A 15,030-nucleotide genomic window follows, 5' to 3' on the forward strand; every position below is an offset into this window, starting at 1 on the left:
TCGCTTCTCCTGACTCCTACCTGTCAGCGACGGCGTCGGCCGTCTCGTCCCGGCACCAGTACGGCAGTCGAACCGTCGCCGTCGTGCCGGTGTCGCCGCGACCCGCTGACTCGTCGGTCGCGTCTCCGGCTCCGCCGTCCGCTTCCTCTCGCCTGCCGCTCACGTCGAAGGAGAGGTCACCGCCGAGCGCGTCGACCGTCCACCGAACCGCCCAGAGACCGAGGCCGCTGCCGTGTTGGAGCGGTGACTCGCCGCCGGTCTCGACCACGGAGCGCTCGTAGTCGGGGACGCCCGGGCCGTCGTCTTCGACGACGACGACGAGGTCGGCGTCGACGGCCCGGACCGACACGGAGACGGTCGGGTCGTCGCCGCCGTGTTCGAGCGCGTTCTCGACGAGTTCGCGGACGAGGAGCTTCGCCGCCGATTCGCTCCCGGAGACCGACAGCGACTCGGGTGCGTCCACGTCGACCGAGCCGGCGTCGAACTCCGCGCGGACCTCGGCGACGCAGGTTCGGACCGTCGCGGCGACGTCGAAGCGGCTGCCGCCGTCGATGCCGGCCATGACCCGCTCGACGGTCCGGGCCTTCTCGCCGAGCGAGAGGAGCTTGTTCGACCGCGCCCGTATCGTGTCGGTGGGGTCGCGCTGGTCCGCCGGGAGCCGCTCTGCGAGCATGTCGGCGTAGCCGATGACGACCGTCATGTCGTTTCTGAGGTTGTGCCGGAGGACGCGGTTGAGGACTTCGAGGCGCTGTCGGCGGCGGACCCGCCCCGTCACGTCGGAGACGGTGACGGTCCGACCGAGTCGGCGGCCGTGCTGGTCTGTGACCGGCGAGAGCGTCACCTCGTAGGTCCGGCGGCGACGGTCGACCGTCACGTCCACGAGCTGTCGGTCCTCGTCGAGGTCGACGCCCGGAAGCACCGACGACAGCGGGTCGAACGCCGAGGCCGGGTCGAGGTCGAGGAGCGACGAAGCGGTCTCGTTGGCGTCGACCACGCGGTGCTCGCGGTCGAGGACGAGAATGCCGACGGCCACGTCGTCGATGGCGGCGCGGCGGCCGAGCCGACCGGTCGCCGGCGAGAGCCCGAACAGCTGGAACCGGTAGAGCGCGTGGCCGAACGTCGCGCCCGTCACGGCGAGCGCGATGGGCGTGAAGTTCACCATCTGAAGCGGGCCGATGCCGAAGGTGTGGGCGACGTGGGCGACCGTCGGCGCGGTCGAGCCGATGGCGAGGGTGACCGCCTGCTCGCGGTAGTGCGAGAGCCGTTCGACCAGCATCTCGATGATGAGGACGAGCCCGGAGCCGATGATGACGTAGCCGTACACCGCGTGGAGGTAGTACCAGAGGTTCGGGTCGAACCGCACCGTGGCCGCACCGAACACCGGCACGATGCGATAGTCGGTCCAGAGAAGGCCGTGGCTCGGATTCGTCGCCAGCGCGACGACGGTGATGGCCGGAAACACGAGGAGTCCGGCGATGAGCCGTCGCGAGAGGAGTTCGCCGCGGCCGGTGTAGGAAAGCGAGAAGGCGAACCACGCGGGCGCGATGACGGCCTGCGCGACGTCGATGGGGAGTTGGAACCAAAACCGGAGCGAAGGGTCGAACACCGTGAGCGCGACGCCATAGGAGCCGGCCCAGAGCGCCGCCGAAAACAGGAGGACCGACAGCGACTTCGAACCGGGTTCGGTTCCCTCGCGCCAGGCGACGACCGCGATGGAGACGGAGACGAGCGCCGCGACGAGGCAGAGGACGACCAGCGGCGAGACGGCGGCGACCGAAGGCACGGGTAGACCTCAGACTCGGCGCTCGTAACACTTGCGGGCCGCGACGACATTCGAGCGACGGTTTACCCGTATCTCGGCCGCGATGTCGCGTCGCGACCGCGACATCAGGACACTCAGGGCGCTTCCGTTTCCGCCCGCGGTCGCCGCGCGACGGACGCGAGGACGTAGACCACGGGCACGATGAGCGCGGCCCCGACGACGAACGGCGACCAGTACGCGAGGACGTACAGCGCCGCCATCGACGGCGGGCCGAGCGTCCGGCCGAGGCTTCCCGCGCCCTGCGTGACGCCGAAGGCGTTACCCTGCTGGTCGGCCGACGCCGACGTGGAGACGAGCGTCGACAGCGAGACGTTCAGCATCCCGTTGCCGAACGACAGGAGCGCCCCGACGAAGAGGAGCGCCACGAGTTCGCGGGTGAGCCACGGCGGGCCGCCGACCGCGGGGAGCACCGCCCCGATGTCGGGCGAAAAGGGGAGCAGCGCGAGCGAGAGCAGGAGCCCGACCGCGCCGACGACCGCCAGTTTCGCCTCCGAGTACCGCCGGGCGAGTCGGCCGACGACGACCCCCTGATTCAGCGTGCCGAGCAGGCCGATGTAGGTCAGAAACAGCGCCGTCTCGGTCTCGCCGTAGCCGTACACGTCGGCCGCGAAGGGGATGAACATGACCTGAATCCCCGAGAAGGCGACCGAGACGACGAAAAAGGAGACGACGAGCCCCCGGAGGTCGTCGTCGGCGAGGGCGGTGCGGAACTGCGAGACGAGCGTCGTCGCGGGCGTGCCGGCCGGCGCGCGGGTGCGCTCCGGTTCGCGCAGGAAGACGAACGCGAAGCCGAGGCTGACGAGGCTGAGCGCCGCCGCGGTGAAACTCGGCAGCGAAAAGCGCGTCGCGGGCACGAACGACGGGAGCAGGTCGCGGGCGAGCGCGACCACCGGGTCGGAGGCCATCAGACCGCCGAGAGCCGGCCCGAAGATGAACCCGAGGCTGAACGACGCGCCGACGAGGCCGAGCGCGCCGGCCCGCCGCGCAGGTGGCGTAATGTCGGCGATGTACGCCTGCGCCGTGGCGATGTTGCCGCCCATCGCGCCCGCGAGCATCCGCGAGGCGAACAGCGTCGCCACCGCGAGCCCCGTCCCGAACAGCAGGTCGATTTCGCCTGCGACGCCGAAGACCGTCCACGCGAGGACGCTCCCGACGAGCGACAGCATGATGACCGGCCGGCGGCCCCGCTGGTCGGAGATTCGACCGAGGACGGGCGCGAAGAGGAACTGCATGAGCGAGTACGACGCCGCCAGAAACCCGATGTACACGTCGCTGACGCCGAAGCTCCGGACGTAGAACGGAAGGATGGGAATGACGACGCCGAACCCGAGGAGGTCGATGAAGACGACGGCGATGACGACCGCGAGGTCGCGTCGCGTTCCCCGCGACTCCTCGGGGAACTCGGCGTCGGCAGAGACGGCGGACTCGGGGGCACTCACGACACCACAGACGCGCGAGAAACGCCTAACGGTTGCGCCGAGTTAGCGCGAGAATCGAAGGGAACGTTGGGTCGAAGGACCGACCGGGTCGGCGCTCAGGAACGGTATCTGTCGATGACGCGCTTGGCCGAGACGGCCTTTTCCTTCCAGCCGTAGCCCGCGTCGTAGACGTGGCGCTTCTTCTCGACGAGTTCGGCGGGCGTCGCCTCCTCGAAGCCGCCGCGGTCCCACGTCCCGGTGTCGCGGAGCCAGTTGACGACGTTCTCGCGCGTCTCGGGCCACGACAGGCCGACCATCTCGTACCACGCGATCATGGCGAAGACGGCGTTGTCGTGACAGCCGGGGACGCTCCCGTACTGGTGGAGCGTCCGCATCGGCTCCCGGGTCGGCTCGGACACCTCCTCTCTGAACTCCTCGGCGGTGAGGAGCCGAAGGACGCCCGAGTTCGCTTCCGACACCCGCTCGTCGCGCTTGAGTCGGCGGAGCGCGGCCTGCTGGAGCGGCCCCCACTCGCCCGGCGCTTCGCGGCGGAGCGTCTCCTCGTCGCACGGGCCACCCGCGAGGACGGAGACGATGTCGACGTAGGCCCGCTCGACTTCGACCCACGGCGTCCCCTCGAAGCGGCAGTCGGCGTCGTGGAGACTGGTCGTGGCGCGGCAGTCCGGACACGGGTAGTCGAAGTGCGGCACGTGAGAGCCTGAGGAAGTGGTCGGTAATAGGTTGTGTGATGCGCCGTCGTCGCCGGCGCCCGTCACGAGACTCGGCCGCACGGGCCGCGCCCGCCACCGCCGAATCCGTCGCGTTTATCGGTGGGCACCCGGAACGTGGCGGTATGCGGATGCGCCCGCTCCACGCCCGATACCCGTTCTTCGCCGCGGCCAGAGAGGCGGTCGAATCGGCCGACGTCGCCATTGCGACGCTCGTCGCCGAGGACGCCCCGGCCGTCGAGCGTGGCGTCGAGCGCGTCGAACGCGCCCTCATGGAGGGCACCGTCGAACCCGACCCCGACGAGGCCTACGGATGGGACACCCAGACGGAACTGCTCTCGTACCCCATCTCGCGCATCATCGTCTCGCTCGTCGAGACACCCGCGGCGGTGGACAAGTACGCCCGCGCCGAGGCCGACACGGCCTACGAGCGCATGCTCGCCGACTTCGACGCCGGCGACGACGACGTCCACGGCGAGGCCCGCGCGAGCCTCGACGACTTCCTCCGCGAGTTCGACCTCGACGGCGCGGTGCGGGCCGAATCGAACCGGAACCGGAACAGCCGCCGCGCGCCCGAACACTACTGGGTCGACGTGGGGCCGTACCTCACCTACTCCGACACCGACTGGGGCGCAGAGTGGCGGCTCGTCAACCGCTCGCTGGCCGACGGGGCGGTCCGCGTCACCCGCGAGGAGCTCTCGGAACTGCTCCGCGAGGCGGTCCGCCGCCGAGTCGCCGAGGGGCTTCCCTTCGCCGTCCGCGGCAGCGACGCGGGCGACCGACTCGCCGACGCGCTCAAACCCCACGTCGAGCGCCTGCGGAACCTGCTTTCGGACCGCGGCGCGGTCAACGTCGTCTACGTGGACTCGGTGGACCCCGACCACTTCCCGCCCTGCGTCGAGGCGCTGTTGGCGCGGGCGCAAGACGGCGAGGACCTCCCGAACGAGGCGGCGTTCGCGCTCGCGGCGTTCCTCGTCGGCGTCGGCCTCGAACCCGAGGCGGTCGGGGGCGTCGTCGGCGACGCGAACGCCGAGGAGTTGCAAAAGCGGGCGACCGTCCTCTCGGACTCCAGCGGGTCGCAGTACGCGCCGCCGACCTGCGAGACGATGCAGGCGTACGACCTCTGTGTGAACCGCGACGACCGCTGTGACACCATCAAGCACCCGATGAAGTACTTCGAGACGGCGACGAACGACGCGGACGCGGCCGCCATGGACGAAGCCGCCGACTGACGGAGTCCGTGCTGACGACGTATCCAACCTGCGAGCCCCGCCGCTCCGCGTCGGGCGCTGGCGCGACGGCGACCGGGTCGCCGAAACCGACCGATCGGATTAGGAAGAACGCGACAGCCAAACGCCGATACCAGCCATCACGAGCACGAACGCCGTGATAGCGCCGACGAGTGCGAACCCGCCGGTGGAGATGAGTCCACTCTGGTTGTAGGTCGCACCGATGCCGACGATGAGGGCGATAAACACCCCGACCGCGACGATGGAGACGGCAATCTTCCGCCGCATCTCCGCTTCGATAGCCATGCGACGACGTATCCGCGGCCGTTCTAAAAGGTCTTCGATGGGCGGATGCCCGACGAGAGCCACTCACACGCCCGATTTTCCACGCGAAACGAGGGTTTAGGTCGTTCGAGAACCTACTCTCAGGTGACGGAAACTGACCCCAAACAGCCGCTGGTAAGGTCGGAATCCCGCACCACCATGACGCACATCGCACACACACCCGCGTCGACTCGCCGCCCGGTGCGCCGCAAGACCACGCTCCCGTCCGACGGACTGGTCGGGCGCGCCCGCCGCGCCCGCGTCGAACCGATGGCCGTCCGGCCGCTCCGCGACGGGCGCTACGTCGTCGAGACCGACGGCGGCACCTACGTCGTCGACGTGGAGGCACGCACCTGCACCTGCCCCGACAACGCCATCCGGCACGCCCGCTGTAAGCACCTCCGCCGGGTCGCCATCGAAATCACCCGCGGCGAGGTCCCACCGCCGGGCCGCCGGAGCGCCACCTGCGCCGTCTGCGGCGACGAGACGTTCGTCCCGATGGACGCGACGGGGCCCCAGCTCTGTCCCGACCACGAACACCGCGCCGGCGACCTCGTCCACGACCGCGAGAGCGGGAGCCTCCTCGTCGTCACGCGGGCGCTCGGCACCCGCGCCGACGAGACGCCGACCGAGACGGGACGCCTCGTCTCGGAGTACGAGAGCAACCGCGACTACGGCGACCACGAACCAGCCTTCGAGGCCGTGTATCTGGACTCGCTGCCGGTGAACGCCGGCCTCGCCGACCTCGGCGAACTGCATGCCTACCGGTTCCCCGCCTCGCGGCTCAGTCGCGTCGAGCGCGGGTTCGTCGGCGCTCGCACGCTCGGCGAGCGACTCGCTCGGGCGTGAGCGCGAGCGCCAGAAAATCCGCGCCGCAACCTCAGTCGCCGCCGAGCTTGGTCTGAGTCGGGCCGCCGGTGAACGACTCGAAGTCCTCGCCTTCCGCCAGCGCCGTCTCCTTTTTCACGCGGTAGTTCCCGCCGTCGGTCACGTAGAGGTCGCCGGGGTGGAAGAAGTACCAGTCCTCGCGGTCGAATCGGACGGCGATGCGGGCCTTCGCGCCGAAGTTCCGCGAGAAGTAGACGAGCGCTTCGACCTCCTCGCCGCTCAGGTAGATGGGGCGACCGCTGGAGGCCTTCGCCTCGATGGCGTAGAACACCTCGCCGTTGCCCGCGAGCACGTCGGGGAGTTCGCGCGTCGTCGCGCTCCCGGAGGCGGGCGCGCGCATGACCGCGAAGCCGGCCTCGTCAAGGCGGTTGACGAGTTCGCGCTCGCGTCGGTCTCCCTTTCTGTTCGAAGACATGGTCTGGAGTCGGCCGCGGGCGGTGATAAATGGGGCGACCGGCGTCCGGGAGCGCAGTTGCCCCGGCACGGCGTCACTCGAAAAGTGGGACTGCGTCTCCCCACAGCGCCCGGAATTGGCGGTCAAGCTCGTCGACGACTGCTGCGTCCGTCACCACGACGACGCCGAGGCGGTCGGCGGCCGACTGTGGGTGCGGAATGTCGACCGACGCGACCGTCCCGTCGACGACGTCGAACGAGACCGGCAGGTGCGGCAGGCACCGGACTCGAACCGTCTGCGGCTTCGACGCCACGAGTTCCCGAAACTCGTCGGGGAGCGAGTCGAGCACGGGGTCGCTGAGGAGCAACGACACGTCGAGGTCGTCGCGAGCGCCCTCGAAGAACGCGTCGAACTCCGTGCGGAGCGTCTCCCACGAGGCCCGCTCGTACGGTGGACCGACCGCGGCCGAGACGGACCCGGTCGCCGCCCGCATGTGCTCGTGCATCGCCGTCCGCATCTTGTCGCCGCCGAGGCGGCCGAGCCAGACGCTCCCGTCGGCCGGTGGCGTCGGCAGGAGGTTCGACCGGACCGCGTCGGCCACGTCGCGATACCGCGTCCACTCCTCGCGCAGTTCCGCGGCGCGCTCGGCCAGCAGTCGCTCGACCGCCGCGGCCGGATCGACGGCGACGTACCGCGTCGGCTGGGTCGACTGCGCGCGGACCAGCCGGCGCGACCGAAGCCCGTTGAGCACGTCGTAGACCCGACCGTTCGGGACGCCGCTCGCGTCAGAGACGGTCGCGGCCGTCGCGGCACCCGTGACGAGGAGCGTCCGGTACGCCTTCTCCTCGTAGTTCGACAGGCCGAGTTCGCCGAGTTCGGTCATAGACGGGATTCCCTCGCCCACAAGTTAGTATTTTGATATTTCTTGTTCGGCGCGAGCAACGGACCGCAAGTGGCGGGGGATTGCAGAACGCTCATCCGGGTCGTGGCGGGACCGACGAACATGAGCCCGTACGTGTTACTCGCCGGCGCAATCGCGTCGGAACTCGTCGGAACGACCGCACTCAAACTGTCCGCGGGCTTTTCCAAGCCCGTACCGAGTCTCGGCGTGGTGGTCGGCTACGGTCTCGCGTTCTACCTCGTCTCGCTGACGCTCGAAGAACTCCCCATCGGCGTGGTGTACGGGACGTGGGCCGCGCTGGGCATCGTCGGCGTCGCGGCCATCGGCGTCGTCGTGTTCGACGAACCGGTCGACTTGACGGGCGTCGTCGGCCTGCTTCTCATCCTCGCCGGCGTCTACTGTGTCAACGTCCTCTCGGAGATGGCCGCACACTAAGGGCCGACGCGAAGGGACCGCGCCACCAGAGCTATCTGTCGGCTGGGGGATTACTGCCCGTATGAACCGCGAGAACCGCCTCGCCGTCGTCTTTCTCCTCCTCGGGGTTGCCCTCCTCGCGAACCCGCTGTACCTCTATCCTGACGGCGTCTCCTACGAGAAGACGTACACCTACGAGGCCTCAGCGGTGGACTACCTCCCGCACACTTCGGACGCGTTCTACCGGGTCAAATCGTGCGGCTGGAACCCCCTCCAGTCGGCGGAGTGCGCCGCCATCATCGACATGGTCCGCGGCGACCCGGTCGAACTCGAACTGGATCCGGACCGCGGCGTCGACCCCGAGTTCTGGTCGTTCGACTACGTCCGGGCTGACGGCCGCTACTTCGAACCGAACGCGACCCTCGACGGGCGAACCCTCACGCTCTCGCCCCACCCGGTCTCGACCGAGACGGTGAAACGAACCCTCGCGGAGGACCTCGACGAGTCGCCGCGGTACGTCCGCGAGGCCATCCGAAACGGCAGTAGCACCGTGACCGAGTCGGAACTGTACGAACCGGAGACGCACTACGTCGCGTTCGAGGGCCGGTACTACGTCGTCGAACCGGTCGAAAGCGAGCGCGTCCCGACCGGTTGGGGCTGGAAAGCGCCCTCCGACGCGGCCATCGAGGCGATGCGACTCGCGGCGTGGATCGGCGGCGTCGCGTGCGTCTGGCGGGCGGGCGAGTGGACCGAACGCGGTCGCTGACGGCTGTGAGAAACGAGAGAGCGCGCGGGTCGGCTTACGTCCCGTGGGCCCAGCTACCCATGTACTCGCGCTGTTCGTCGGTCATCGAGTCGAATTCGATGCCCTCGGCTTCGAGCTTGATTTCGGCGACCTCGCGGTCCAGTTCGTCGGGCACGTCGTGGACGCCGGCGTCGTAGTCGTCGCCGTTCTCGACGAGTTCGCGGACGACGACGGCCTGCACGCCGAACGACTGGTCCATGACCTCGACCGGGTGGCCGAGCGCGATGGGCGACGCGAGGTTGACGAGGCGGCCCTCGGCGAGGACGTTCAGGCGGCGGCCGTCTTCGAGTTCGTAGGCGTCGACGCCGTCGCGGGCCTCGTACTCGTCGACGGCGAGGTCCGACAGCGCGTCGAGGTCGATTTCGATGTCGAAGTGGCCGGCGTTGGCGAGGAGAACGCCGTCTTTCATGTTCTCGAAGTCCTCGCGGGTGATGACATCGCGGTTGCCGGTGGTCGTGATGAACACGTCGCCGACCTTCGCGGCCTCCTCCATCGGCATCACGTCGTAGCCCTCCATGTGGGCTTCGAGCGCGCGGCGGGGGTCGACCTCGGTGACGATGACGTTCGCGTTCTGGCCGGACGCCTTCTTGGCGACGCCCTTGCCGCAGTAGCCGTAGCCGCCGACGACGACGTTCTTGCCGGCGTACGAGAGGTTCGTCGTCATGGCGATGGTCGCCAGCGACGACTCGCCCGTGCCGTGGACGTTGTCGAACAGGCGCTTCATCGGCGTGTCGTTGACGGCGAAGACGGGGTAGTTCAGTTCGCCGTCCTCGTCCATCGCGCGCAGGCGGTGGACGCCGGTCGTGGTCTCCTCGGCCCCGCCGACGATGGTGTCGATGAGTTCGGGGTACTCCTCGTGGATGGTAAAGACCATGTCCATGCCGTCGTCGACCGTGACGGTCGGCTCGTGGGCGATGACGGCGTCGATGGCCGCGTAGTAGTCCTCCTCGTCGACGCCGCGGACGGCGTAGGAGGTGATGTCGTCGTTGGCGTCGAGCGCCGCCGACACGTCGTCGTGGGTCGAAAGCGGGTTGCAGCCGGTGATGGCGACTTCCGCGCCGCCGAGCGCCAGCAGTTCGACGAGGTTCGCCGTCTTCGCCTCGACGTGCATCGCCATGCCGACGACCTCGCCGTCGAGCGGCTGTTCCGACTCGAACTGCTCGCGGAGCTCCTGCAGGATGGGCATGTGCTGGAGCGCCCAGTCCATCTTGCGTCGTCCCTCGGTCCGGGCGGCCTCGACGTCGTCGAGGTGCTCGGAGACGGGAGCGTAGTGTTCGCTCATACCCGTGGGTTCGGAGAGGGGTCCGAAAACCCTACCGAAGGCGGTCGCCGCCCCCGAATCTACAAGTGTCAACGGAGAGATTGTACCGCCGAGGGTCGATGCTCGTCATAGATAACGGCAAGGCGGTCGCCGAACAGGAGTTGTTCGCCCTGATGAGCGCCCCCGCGGTTCCGGACCTCCTCCGCGTCGCCGACGAGCCGCTGACGGTCAAGGAGCTGAGCTGTCGGGCCGACGTGCCGCTGTCGACGGCCTACCGGGAGGTCAAGCGACTCCACGAGGCGTCGCTGTTCGAGAAGTCCATCATGGTCGACCACAGCGACGGGCGACACGTCGCGCAGTACCACCGGACGTTCGAGCGCATGGAGGTCAGCGTGACCGACGACGGACTGCGCATCGAGTTGGCCGGGTAGCGAGGTCGGAGATGATGCGGCGGAGTCGGAGGCGACGGTTCAGACGCGCTCGCGGAGCGATGCGACCGCCTCGCGGGCGCGGGCCATCACGGCGTCCTCGTCGAGCGTCAGCACCTCGCGGTCCCGCATCAGCACCCGCCCGTCGCAGACGGTGTGGCGAACGTCGGAGCCGCGGGCGGCGTACGCGAGGTGACTCACGAGGTCGTTCGCGGGCGTGAGGTGCGGCGCGTCGAGGTCGACGACGGCGAGGTCGGCCGCGCCGCCGACTTCGAGCGCGCCGCCGGGAAGGTCGATGGCGTCGGCGGAGCCGGCGGTCGCCATCCGCACCACGTCGGGGGCGGCGACGGCGCTGGCGTCGTCCGCGGCGAGTTTGCCGAGCATCGCGGCGTCGCGCATCTCGTCGAACATGTCGAGGTCGTTGTTCGAGGCCGCGCCGTCGGTTCCGAGACCGACCGCGACGCCCGCGTCGAGCAGTTTCTGGACGGGAGCCATGCCGGAGGCGAGTTTCATGTTCGACGCCGGGCAGTGGACGACGCCGGTGCCCGCGTCCGCGAGCAGGTCGATTTCCGCGTCATCGACGTGGACGCCGTGGGCGAGGAAGTCGTCGGCGGTGAGCATGCCGAGTTCCTTCGCGTACGACAGCGGGCGCTCGCCGCGCTCGTCGACGATGGGATCGACCTCGTCTGTCGTCTCGTTGGCGTGGTAGTGGACCGGGATGCCCTCGTCGTGCGCGTCGGCGACGAACTCGCGGAGGTACTCTTCGGCGACCGTCGTCAGCGAATGCGGCATCGCGGCGGTCCGAATCCGGCCGTCGGCCGCGCCGTCGAACTCGCGGGCCACGTGGAGGCTCTCGTCGATGTCGGCCTGCGCGTCCGCGTCGTCCTTGCCGAGCGTGACGACGCCGTGGCCGAGACGGGCGCGGAGGCCGGCCTCCTCGACCGCATCGGCGACCTCGGGGACGTGGAAGTACATGTCCGCGAACGCGGTGGTCCCAGACTTAATCATCTCCACGAGGCCGAGTTCCGCGCCGACGCGCACGTCTTCGGGCGTGAGCGCGCCCTCCGCGGGCCAGATGTCCTCGCGGAGCCACGCGTCGAGGGGCTTGTCGTCGGCGTAGCCGCGCAGGAGCGTCATCGCCACGTGGCAGTGGGCGTTCACCAGACCGGGCGTGACGAGACAGCCCTCGGCGTCGAGCGTCTCGTCGGCCCCGGCGTCGAGTTCCGCGCCGATGTCGAGGATAGTCCCCTCGTCTCGGTCCACGAGTACGTCCGCGTCCTCGACCGTCGCGTCGGGGCGGAGCACCTGTCCGCCCGCGATTCGGAGCGTGTTCATGTCGCTCGTTCGGGTCGGCGGGGTGGTGAATCCACCGTCTCGCGGCCGCGAGGGCCGACCGTCGATTTCGCCGGAGAGCGGGCCGAATACCGGCGGTAGTCCGATTCCCGAAAATCGAGAACGAGCACGTCCTCTTAGGGTCGGACCCCCAGTATGAGGGGATATGGAGCCCCCGTGGAACCTCGCGCTCGTTCCGGGGCACGTCCAAGGCAGTCCGTGGATGACCGCGGTCGTCGTCCTCGCGGGCGTCTCGTCGGTCACGCTGGCCGCGCTCGGCGTCGCCGTCTTCCTCCGGCGGCGGACGCGGTCGCACCTGCTCGTCGCGCTGGCGCTCTTGGCGTTCGCGTCGCGGGCGGCCGTCGCGGCGCTGACGCTCACCGGCGTCCTCTCCGAGTTCGACCACCACGTGGTCGAACACCTCTTGGACCTCGTGATGGCCGGCCTCGTCCTCGCGGCCATCTACTACGCCCGGAGCATCGAGCGCGAGGTGGGGGTCAACGACCCATGAGTGAGACACGAACCCGCGTCGCCGACCACATCAAGCACAGTCCGGGAGTCCACTTCAACGAGCTCGTTCGCGCGCTCGACCTCGCCCCCGGCCAGGTACAACACCACGTCCGCAGACTGCTCTCCGACGAGACGGTCCGCCGCGCCGAGTTCTACGGGCGGACGCACTACTTCCCCCCGGAGTTCGACGCGTGGGAGCGCGGCACGCTCGCGCTCGTCCGCCGGGAGACCGCCCGCGACATCCTCGGCCACCTCCTCGAACACGGCGACGCCCGCCCCGACGACGTGGCCGACGACATCGGCGTCGCCCGCAGCACGCTGGAGTGGCACCTCGACCACCTCGTCGAGCGCGACGTGGTTCGGAAGGAACGCGACCTGCACAACCGTGTGACGCTCGTCCTCACCCACCCCGAGCGGACGACCCGACTGTTAGACGACGTGTCCCCGTCGCTCCCCGAGCGGTTCGTCGACCGGTTCGACCGCCTGCTCGACCACCTCGTCGAAGGGTAGCCGCGGGTCCGCAAAGCGGCGACCTTACGCTTCCGTCTCGCCCGCGCCGCCCGCGTCTCGGAGCCGACCAATCCGCGACGCCAGCGACGGCTCGAACGAGAGGAACGACCCCGCGCGGCCGGTGTCGACCTCGTCGGCGGTCGCGTCGAGCGCGTCGGCGACGGCCGCGCGTCCGACCCGTTCTGCCGCCGCCTCGTCGGCCCGATAGATGAGCCGTTTGCTCGCGTACTCGCCGGTCACGAGCAGTATCACGCCGATTCCGGCGAACGCCAAGAACGACAGGGCGAACCCGAACGGCGACCACGCGACGCCCCAGAAGACGAACGCGCCGACCGCGGTCACGGTGAACAGCCGAAGCTCGTAGACGTACCGAGCGACGCGTCCGGCGTCGACCGCGAGGAGCGCCGAGACCGTCTCGTCGTCGTAGCGGTCGAGCAGCGAGTCGGTGAGAAAGAGCGTCTTCCGACCGACCGGGCCGCGAGTGAGGTGGTCCGAGCGGTGGCCGCCGCCGTCGAGGAGGCGAACCCGAGCGACCGAGAGACCGCCGCGGTCGCACAGGCGGTCGAGTCGCTCGCGCGTCGCGTCGTCGGGGGCCGCCGTCGTCTGCGAGACGCCGACGAGCTGTGCCGAAAAGACGTATGCGGCGGCGACGAACGCGAGCAGGGTGAGCAGGCCGCCGGTCCCCAAGACCCGGAATTCGACTTGTAGCACGGCCACCACGCAGAAGACGAATGCCGCGATGAAGAGCTGGTAGCGGAACATCTTCGCGGCCGCCGCCCCCGCGCCCATATCGGCGTCTCGCACGCGCCTCGCCACCGGGAACGCGCCCATGTACGAGACGGTCGCCACGACCGCGGCACCGACGGCGACGAGCGCCCAGCCGAGAACGGCCCACGGCCAGTCGACCGGGAGGCCGACGGCGGCGAGGAGCGCCCGGTCCGCGTCCGTCCACCAGACGACGCCGACGAACAGGAGGGCGGCGTAGAGCCAGTTGCTTCGAACCCGTTTTCTGAACCGCTGGACGGACGACCCGCGGCGCTCGTGGAACGCGGCGCTGAGCCGCGACCAGCCGGCACCGAGGAGGGAGACGCCGACGAGCGCGCCGGCGAACGTAGCGGGAGCCATAGCTGACACTTCACAGATGTGTCAAAAAACCGTTCCGGCTTGCGAAAGTCAATTACCTCCGGGACGTGACGGGGAGGTATGCGAATCGCCGTGCCCAACAAGGGCCGCCTGCACGAACCGACGATTGAACTCCTGGAGCGTGCGGGACTGCACCTCGACAACGGTGCCGAGCGCAAACTCTACGCCGGGACCGTCGATCCCGACGTGACCGTGCTGTTCGCCCGCGCCGCCGACATCCCCGAGTACGTCCGCGACGGGGCCGCCGAGGTCGGCATCACCGGCCTCGACCAGGTCCGCGAGTCGGGCCACGAACTCGAAGACTTGCTCGACTTGGAGTACGGCAAGTGTCGGCTCGTCCTCGCCGCGCCCGAGGACGGCGACATCGAGACCGTCGAAGACGTGTCGGGCAAGGTCGTCGCCACCGAGTTCCCGCACATCGCGCGGACCTACTTCGAGGAGGAGGGCATCGACGCCGAAGTCGTCGAGGTCACGGGCGCGACCGAACTGACCCCGCACGTCGAGATGGCCGACGCCATCATCGACATCACCTCGACCGGGACGACCCTCCGGGTGAACCGCCTCGCGGTCATCGACGAGGTGCTGTCGTCGTCGGTCCGGCTGTTCGCCCGCCCCGACGTGGTCGACGACCCGAAGGTCCAGCAGTTGCTCATGGCGCTCGAATCGGTCCGCTCCGCGGAGGGCAAGCGCTACCTGATGATGAACGCGCCGCGCGAGAAACTCGACGAGGTAAAGGAGGTCATCCCCGGCCTCGGCGGCCCGACCGTGATGGACGTCGCCGGCGACTCGACGGTCGCCGTCCACGCCGTCGTGAACGAACGCGACGTGTTCGAGGTCGTCAGCGACCTGAAGAATGTCGGTGCGAGCGGCATCCTCGTCACCGAAATCGAGCGGTTAGTCGAGTAAGTGACGCGGCCGCGTGC

Annotated in this window: 17 protein-coding genes; 8 read left to right on the top strand and 9 right to left on the bottom strand. The window is 69.4% G+C overall.

The genetic code is table 11. From position 1 onward, the window contains the following. Positions 1-16: 16 nt before the first annotated feature. The 3 genes from AM590_RS07135 to AM590_RS07145 form a co-directional block, all read right to left on the bottom strand. Positions 17-1,783, bottom strand: coding sequence for a histidine kinase N-terminal 7TM domain-containing protein (locus tag AM590_RS07135; protein WP_058826859.1), 1,767 nt, complete (start codon positions 1,781-1,783; stop codon positions 17-19). Positions 1,784-1,896: 113 nt separating this feature from the next. Beyond that, on the bottom strand, positions 1,897-3,261 hold the full coding sequence (locus tag AM590_RS07140; protein WP_058826860.1) for an MFS transporter: 1,365 nt from the start codon (positions 3,259-3,261) through the stop codon (positions 1,897-1,899). 95 nt (positions 3,262-3,356) lie between these two features. Continuing rightward, entirely contained in the window at positions 3,357-3,950 is a 594-nt protein-coding gene (locus AM590_RS07145) for a hypothetical protein (RefSeq protein ID WP_004968922.1), read from the bottom strand. A 149-nt stretch (positions 3,951-4,099) separates the two neighbouring features. Here AM590_RS07145 and AM590_RS07150 point away from each other — a divergent pair, with 149 nt between their 5' ends. After that, positions 4,100-5,200 carry a DNA primase gene (locus tag AM590_RS07150; RefSeq protein ID WP_058826899.1) on the top strand — a complete coding sequence of 367 codons (1,101 nt, stop codon included), beginning with the start codon at positions 4,100-4,102 and terminating at the stop codon, positions 5,198-5,200. Positions 5,201-5,299: 99 nt separating this feature from the next. On the opposite strand, the gene AM590_RS07155 is transcribed toward AM590_RS07150, so the two are convergent. Then, positions 5,300-5,503, bottom strand: a complete 204-nt coding sequence (locus tag AM590_RS07155) for a hypothetical protein (protein ID WP_004973872.1) — start codon at positions 5,501-5,503, stop codon at positions 5,300-5,302. Positions 5,504-5,722: 219 nt separating this feature from the next. Here AM590_RS07155 and AM590_RS07160 point away from each other — a divergent pair, with 219 nt between their 5' ends. Continuing rightward, entirely contained in the window at positions 5,723-6,370 is a 648-nt protein-coding gene (locus AM590_RS07160) for an SWIM zinc finger family protein (protein ID WP_058826861.1), read from the top strand. A gap of 31 nt (positions 6,371-6,401) precedes the next feature. Here AM590_RS07160 and hjc read toward each other — a convergent pair whose 3' ends face one another. Together hjc and AM590_RS07170 are read right to left on the bottom strand one after the other, a co-directional pair. Continuing rightward, the gene (gene hjc / locus AM590_RS07165) at positions 6,402-6,824 is read right to left on the bottom strand and encodes a Holliday junction resolvase Hjc (RefSeq protein WP_058826862.1); all 423 of its coding nucleotides are present in this window, start codon (positions 6,822-6,824) and stop codon (positions 6,402-6,404) included. A 73-nt stretch (positions 6,825-6,897) separates the two neighbouring features. Beyond that, entirely contained in the window at positions 6,898-7,686 is a 789-nt protein-coding gene (locus tag AM590_RS07170) for a TrmB family transcriptional regulator (protein WP_058826863.1), read from the bottom strand. A 120-nt stretch (positions 7,687-7,806) separates the two neighbouring features. Between AM590_RS07170 and AM590_RS07175 the strand changes: the two genes are divergently transcribed. Beyond that, on the top strand, positions 7,807-8,139 hold the full coding sequence (locus AM590_RS07175) for a multidrug efflux SMR transporter (protein ID WP_058826864.1): 333 nt from the start codon (positions 7,807-7,809) through the stop codon (positions 8,137-8,139). Positions 8,140-8,200: 61 nt separating this feature from the next. Continuing rightward, on the top strand, positions 8,201-8,884 hold the full coding sequence (locus AM590_RS07180) for a hypothetical protein (protein ID WP_058826865.1): 684 nt from the start codon (positions 8,201-8,203) through the stop codon (positions 8,882-8,884). A gap of 34 nt (positions 8,885-8,918) precedes the next feature. Here the strand turns inward: AM590_RS07180 and AM590_RS07185 are convergent, their stop codons facing one another. Next, positions 8,919-10,205, bottom strand: coding sequence for an adenosylhomocysteinase (locus tag AM590_RS07185; RefSeq protein WP_058826866.1), 1,287 nt, complete (start codon positions 10,203-10,205; stop codon positions 8,919-8,921). Between the two features lie 98 nt (positions 10,206-10,303). Here AM590_RS07185 and AM590_RS07190 point away from each other — a divergent pair, with 98 nt between their 5' ends. Beyond that, on the top strand, positions 10,304-10,615 hold the full coding sequence (locus AM590_RS07190; RefSeq protein WP_058826867.1) for a helix-turn-helix transcriptional regulator: 312 nt from the start codon (positions 10,304-10,306) through the stop codon (positions 10,613-10,615). Positions 10,616-10,654: 39 nt separating this feature from the next. On the opposite strand, the gene AM590_RS07195 is transcribed toward AM590_RS07190, so the two are convergent. Continuing rightward, positions 10,655-11,947 (bottom strand): amidohydrolase, encoded by a 1,293-nt coding sequence (locus AM590_RS07195; RefSeq protein WP_058826868.1) that lies wholly within the window; start codon positions 11,945-11,947, stop codon positions 10,655-10,657. Positions 11,948-12,110: 163 nt separating this feature from the next. On the opposite strand from AM590_RS07195, the gene AM590_RS07200 reads away from it, so the two are divergent. Both AM590_RS07200 and AM590_RS07205 read left to right on the top strand, forming a co-directional pair. Continuing rightward, entirely contained in the window at positions 12,111-12,455 is a 345-nt protein-coding gene (locus AM590_RS07200) for a hypothetical protein (protein ID WP_058826869.1), read from the top strand. After that, positions 12,452-12,964 (top strand): winged helix-turn-helix transcriptional regulator, encoded by a 513-nt coding sequence (locus tag AM590_RS07205; RefSeq protein WP_004968912.1) that lies wholly within the window; start codon positions 12,452-12,454, stop codon positions 12,962-12,964. Before AM590_RS07200 ends, AM590_RS07205 begins: the two co-directional genes overlap by 4 nt. Positions 12,965-12,988: 24 nt before the next feature. On the opposite strand, the gene AM590_RS07210 is transcribed toward AM590_RS07205, so the two are convergent. Further along, entirely contained in the window at positions 12,989-14,089 is a 1,101-nt protein-coding gene (locus tag AM590_RS07210) for a hypothetical protein (RefSeq protein WP_058826870.1), read from the bottom strand. 78 nt (positions 14,090-14,167) lie between these two features. On the opposite strand from AM590_RS07210, the gene hisG reads away from it, so the two are divergent. Then, complete coding sequence (hisG, locus tag AM590_RS07215; protein ID WP_058826871.1) at positions 14,168-15,013, top strand: ATP phosphoribosyltransferase; 846 nt, start codon at positions 14,168-14,170, stop codon at positions 15,011-15,013. The last annotated feature ends 17 nt before the right edge of the window (positions 15,014-15,030 follow it).

Source organism: Haloferax sp. Q22 (assembly GCF_001482285.1).
Taxonomy (GTDB): Archaea; Halobacteriota; Halobacteria; order Halobacteriales; family Haloferacaceae; genus Haloferax.

What these genes read in the sequence shown, in the direction of transcription:
- AM590_RS07195 (WP_058826868.1), bottom strand. Translation starts at nt 11,947, where the DNA reads ATGAACACGCTCCGAATCGCGGGCGGACAGGTGCTCCGCCCCGACGCG.
- hisG (WP_058826871.1), top strand. Translation starts at nt 14,168, where the DNA reads ATGCGAATCGCCGTGCCCAACAAGGGCCGCCTGCACGAACCGACGATT.
- AM590_RS07155 (WP_004973872.1), bottom strand. Translation starts at nt 5,503, where the DNA reads ATGGCTATCGAAGCGGAGATGCGGCGGAAGATTGCCGTCTCCATCGTC.
- AM590_RS07180 (WP_058826865.1), top strand. Translation starts at nt 8,201, where the DNA reads ATGAACCGCGAGAACCGCCTCGCCGTCGTCTTTCTCCTCCTCGGGGTT.
- hjc (WP_058826862.1), bottom strand. Translation starts at nt 6,824, where the DNA reads ATGTCTTCGAACAGAAAGGGAGACCGACGCGAGCGCGAACTCGTCAAC.
- AM590_RS07175 (WP_058826864.1), top strand. Translation starts at nt 7,807, where the DNA reads ATGAGCCCGTACGTGTTACTCGCCGGCGCAATCGCGTCGGAACTCGTC.
- AM590_RS07150 (WP_058826899.1), top strand. Translation starts at nt 4,100, where the DNA reads ATGCGCCCGCTCCACGCCCGATACCCGTTCTTCGCCGCGGCCAGAGAG.
- AM590_RS07200 (WP_058826869.1), top strand. Translation starts at nt 12,111, where the DNA reads ATGGAGCCCCCGTGGAACCTCGCGCTCGTTCCGGGGCACGTCCAAGGC.
- AM590_RS07210 (WP_058826870.1), bottom strand. Translation starts at nt 14,089, where the DNA reads ATGGCTCCCGCTACGTTCGCCGGCGCGCTCGTCGGCGTCTCCCTCCTC.
- AM590_RS07185 (WP_058826866.1), bottom strand. Translation starts at nt 10,205, where the DNA reads ATGAGCGAACACTACGCTCCCGTCTCCGAGCACCTCGACGACGTCGAG.
- AM590_RS07170 (WP_058826863.1), bottom strand. Translation starts at nt 7,686, where the DNA reads ATGACCGAACTCGGCGAACTCGGCCTGTCGAACTACGAGGAGAAGGCG.
- AM590_RS07190 (WP_058826867.1), top strand. Translation starts at nt 10,304, where the DNA reads ATGCTCGTCATAGATAACGGCAAGGCGGTCGCCGAACAGGAGTTGTTC.
- AM590_RS07205 (WP_004968912.1), top strand. Translation starts at nt 12,452, where the DNA reads ATGAGTGAGACACGAACCCGCGTCGCCGACCACATCAAGCACAGTCCG.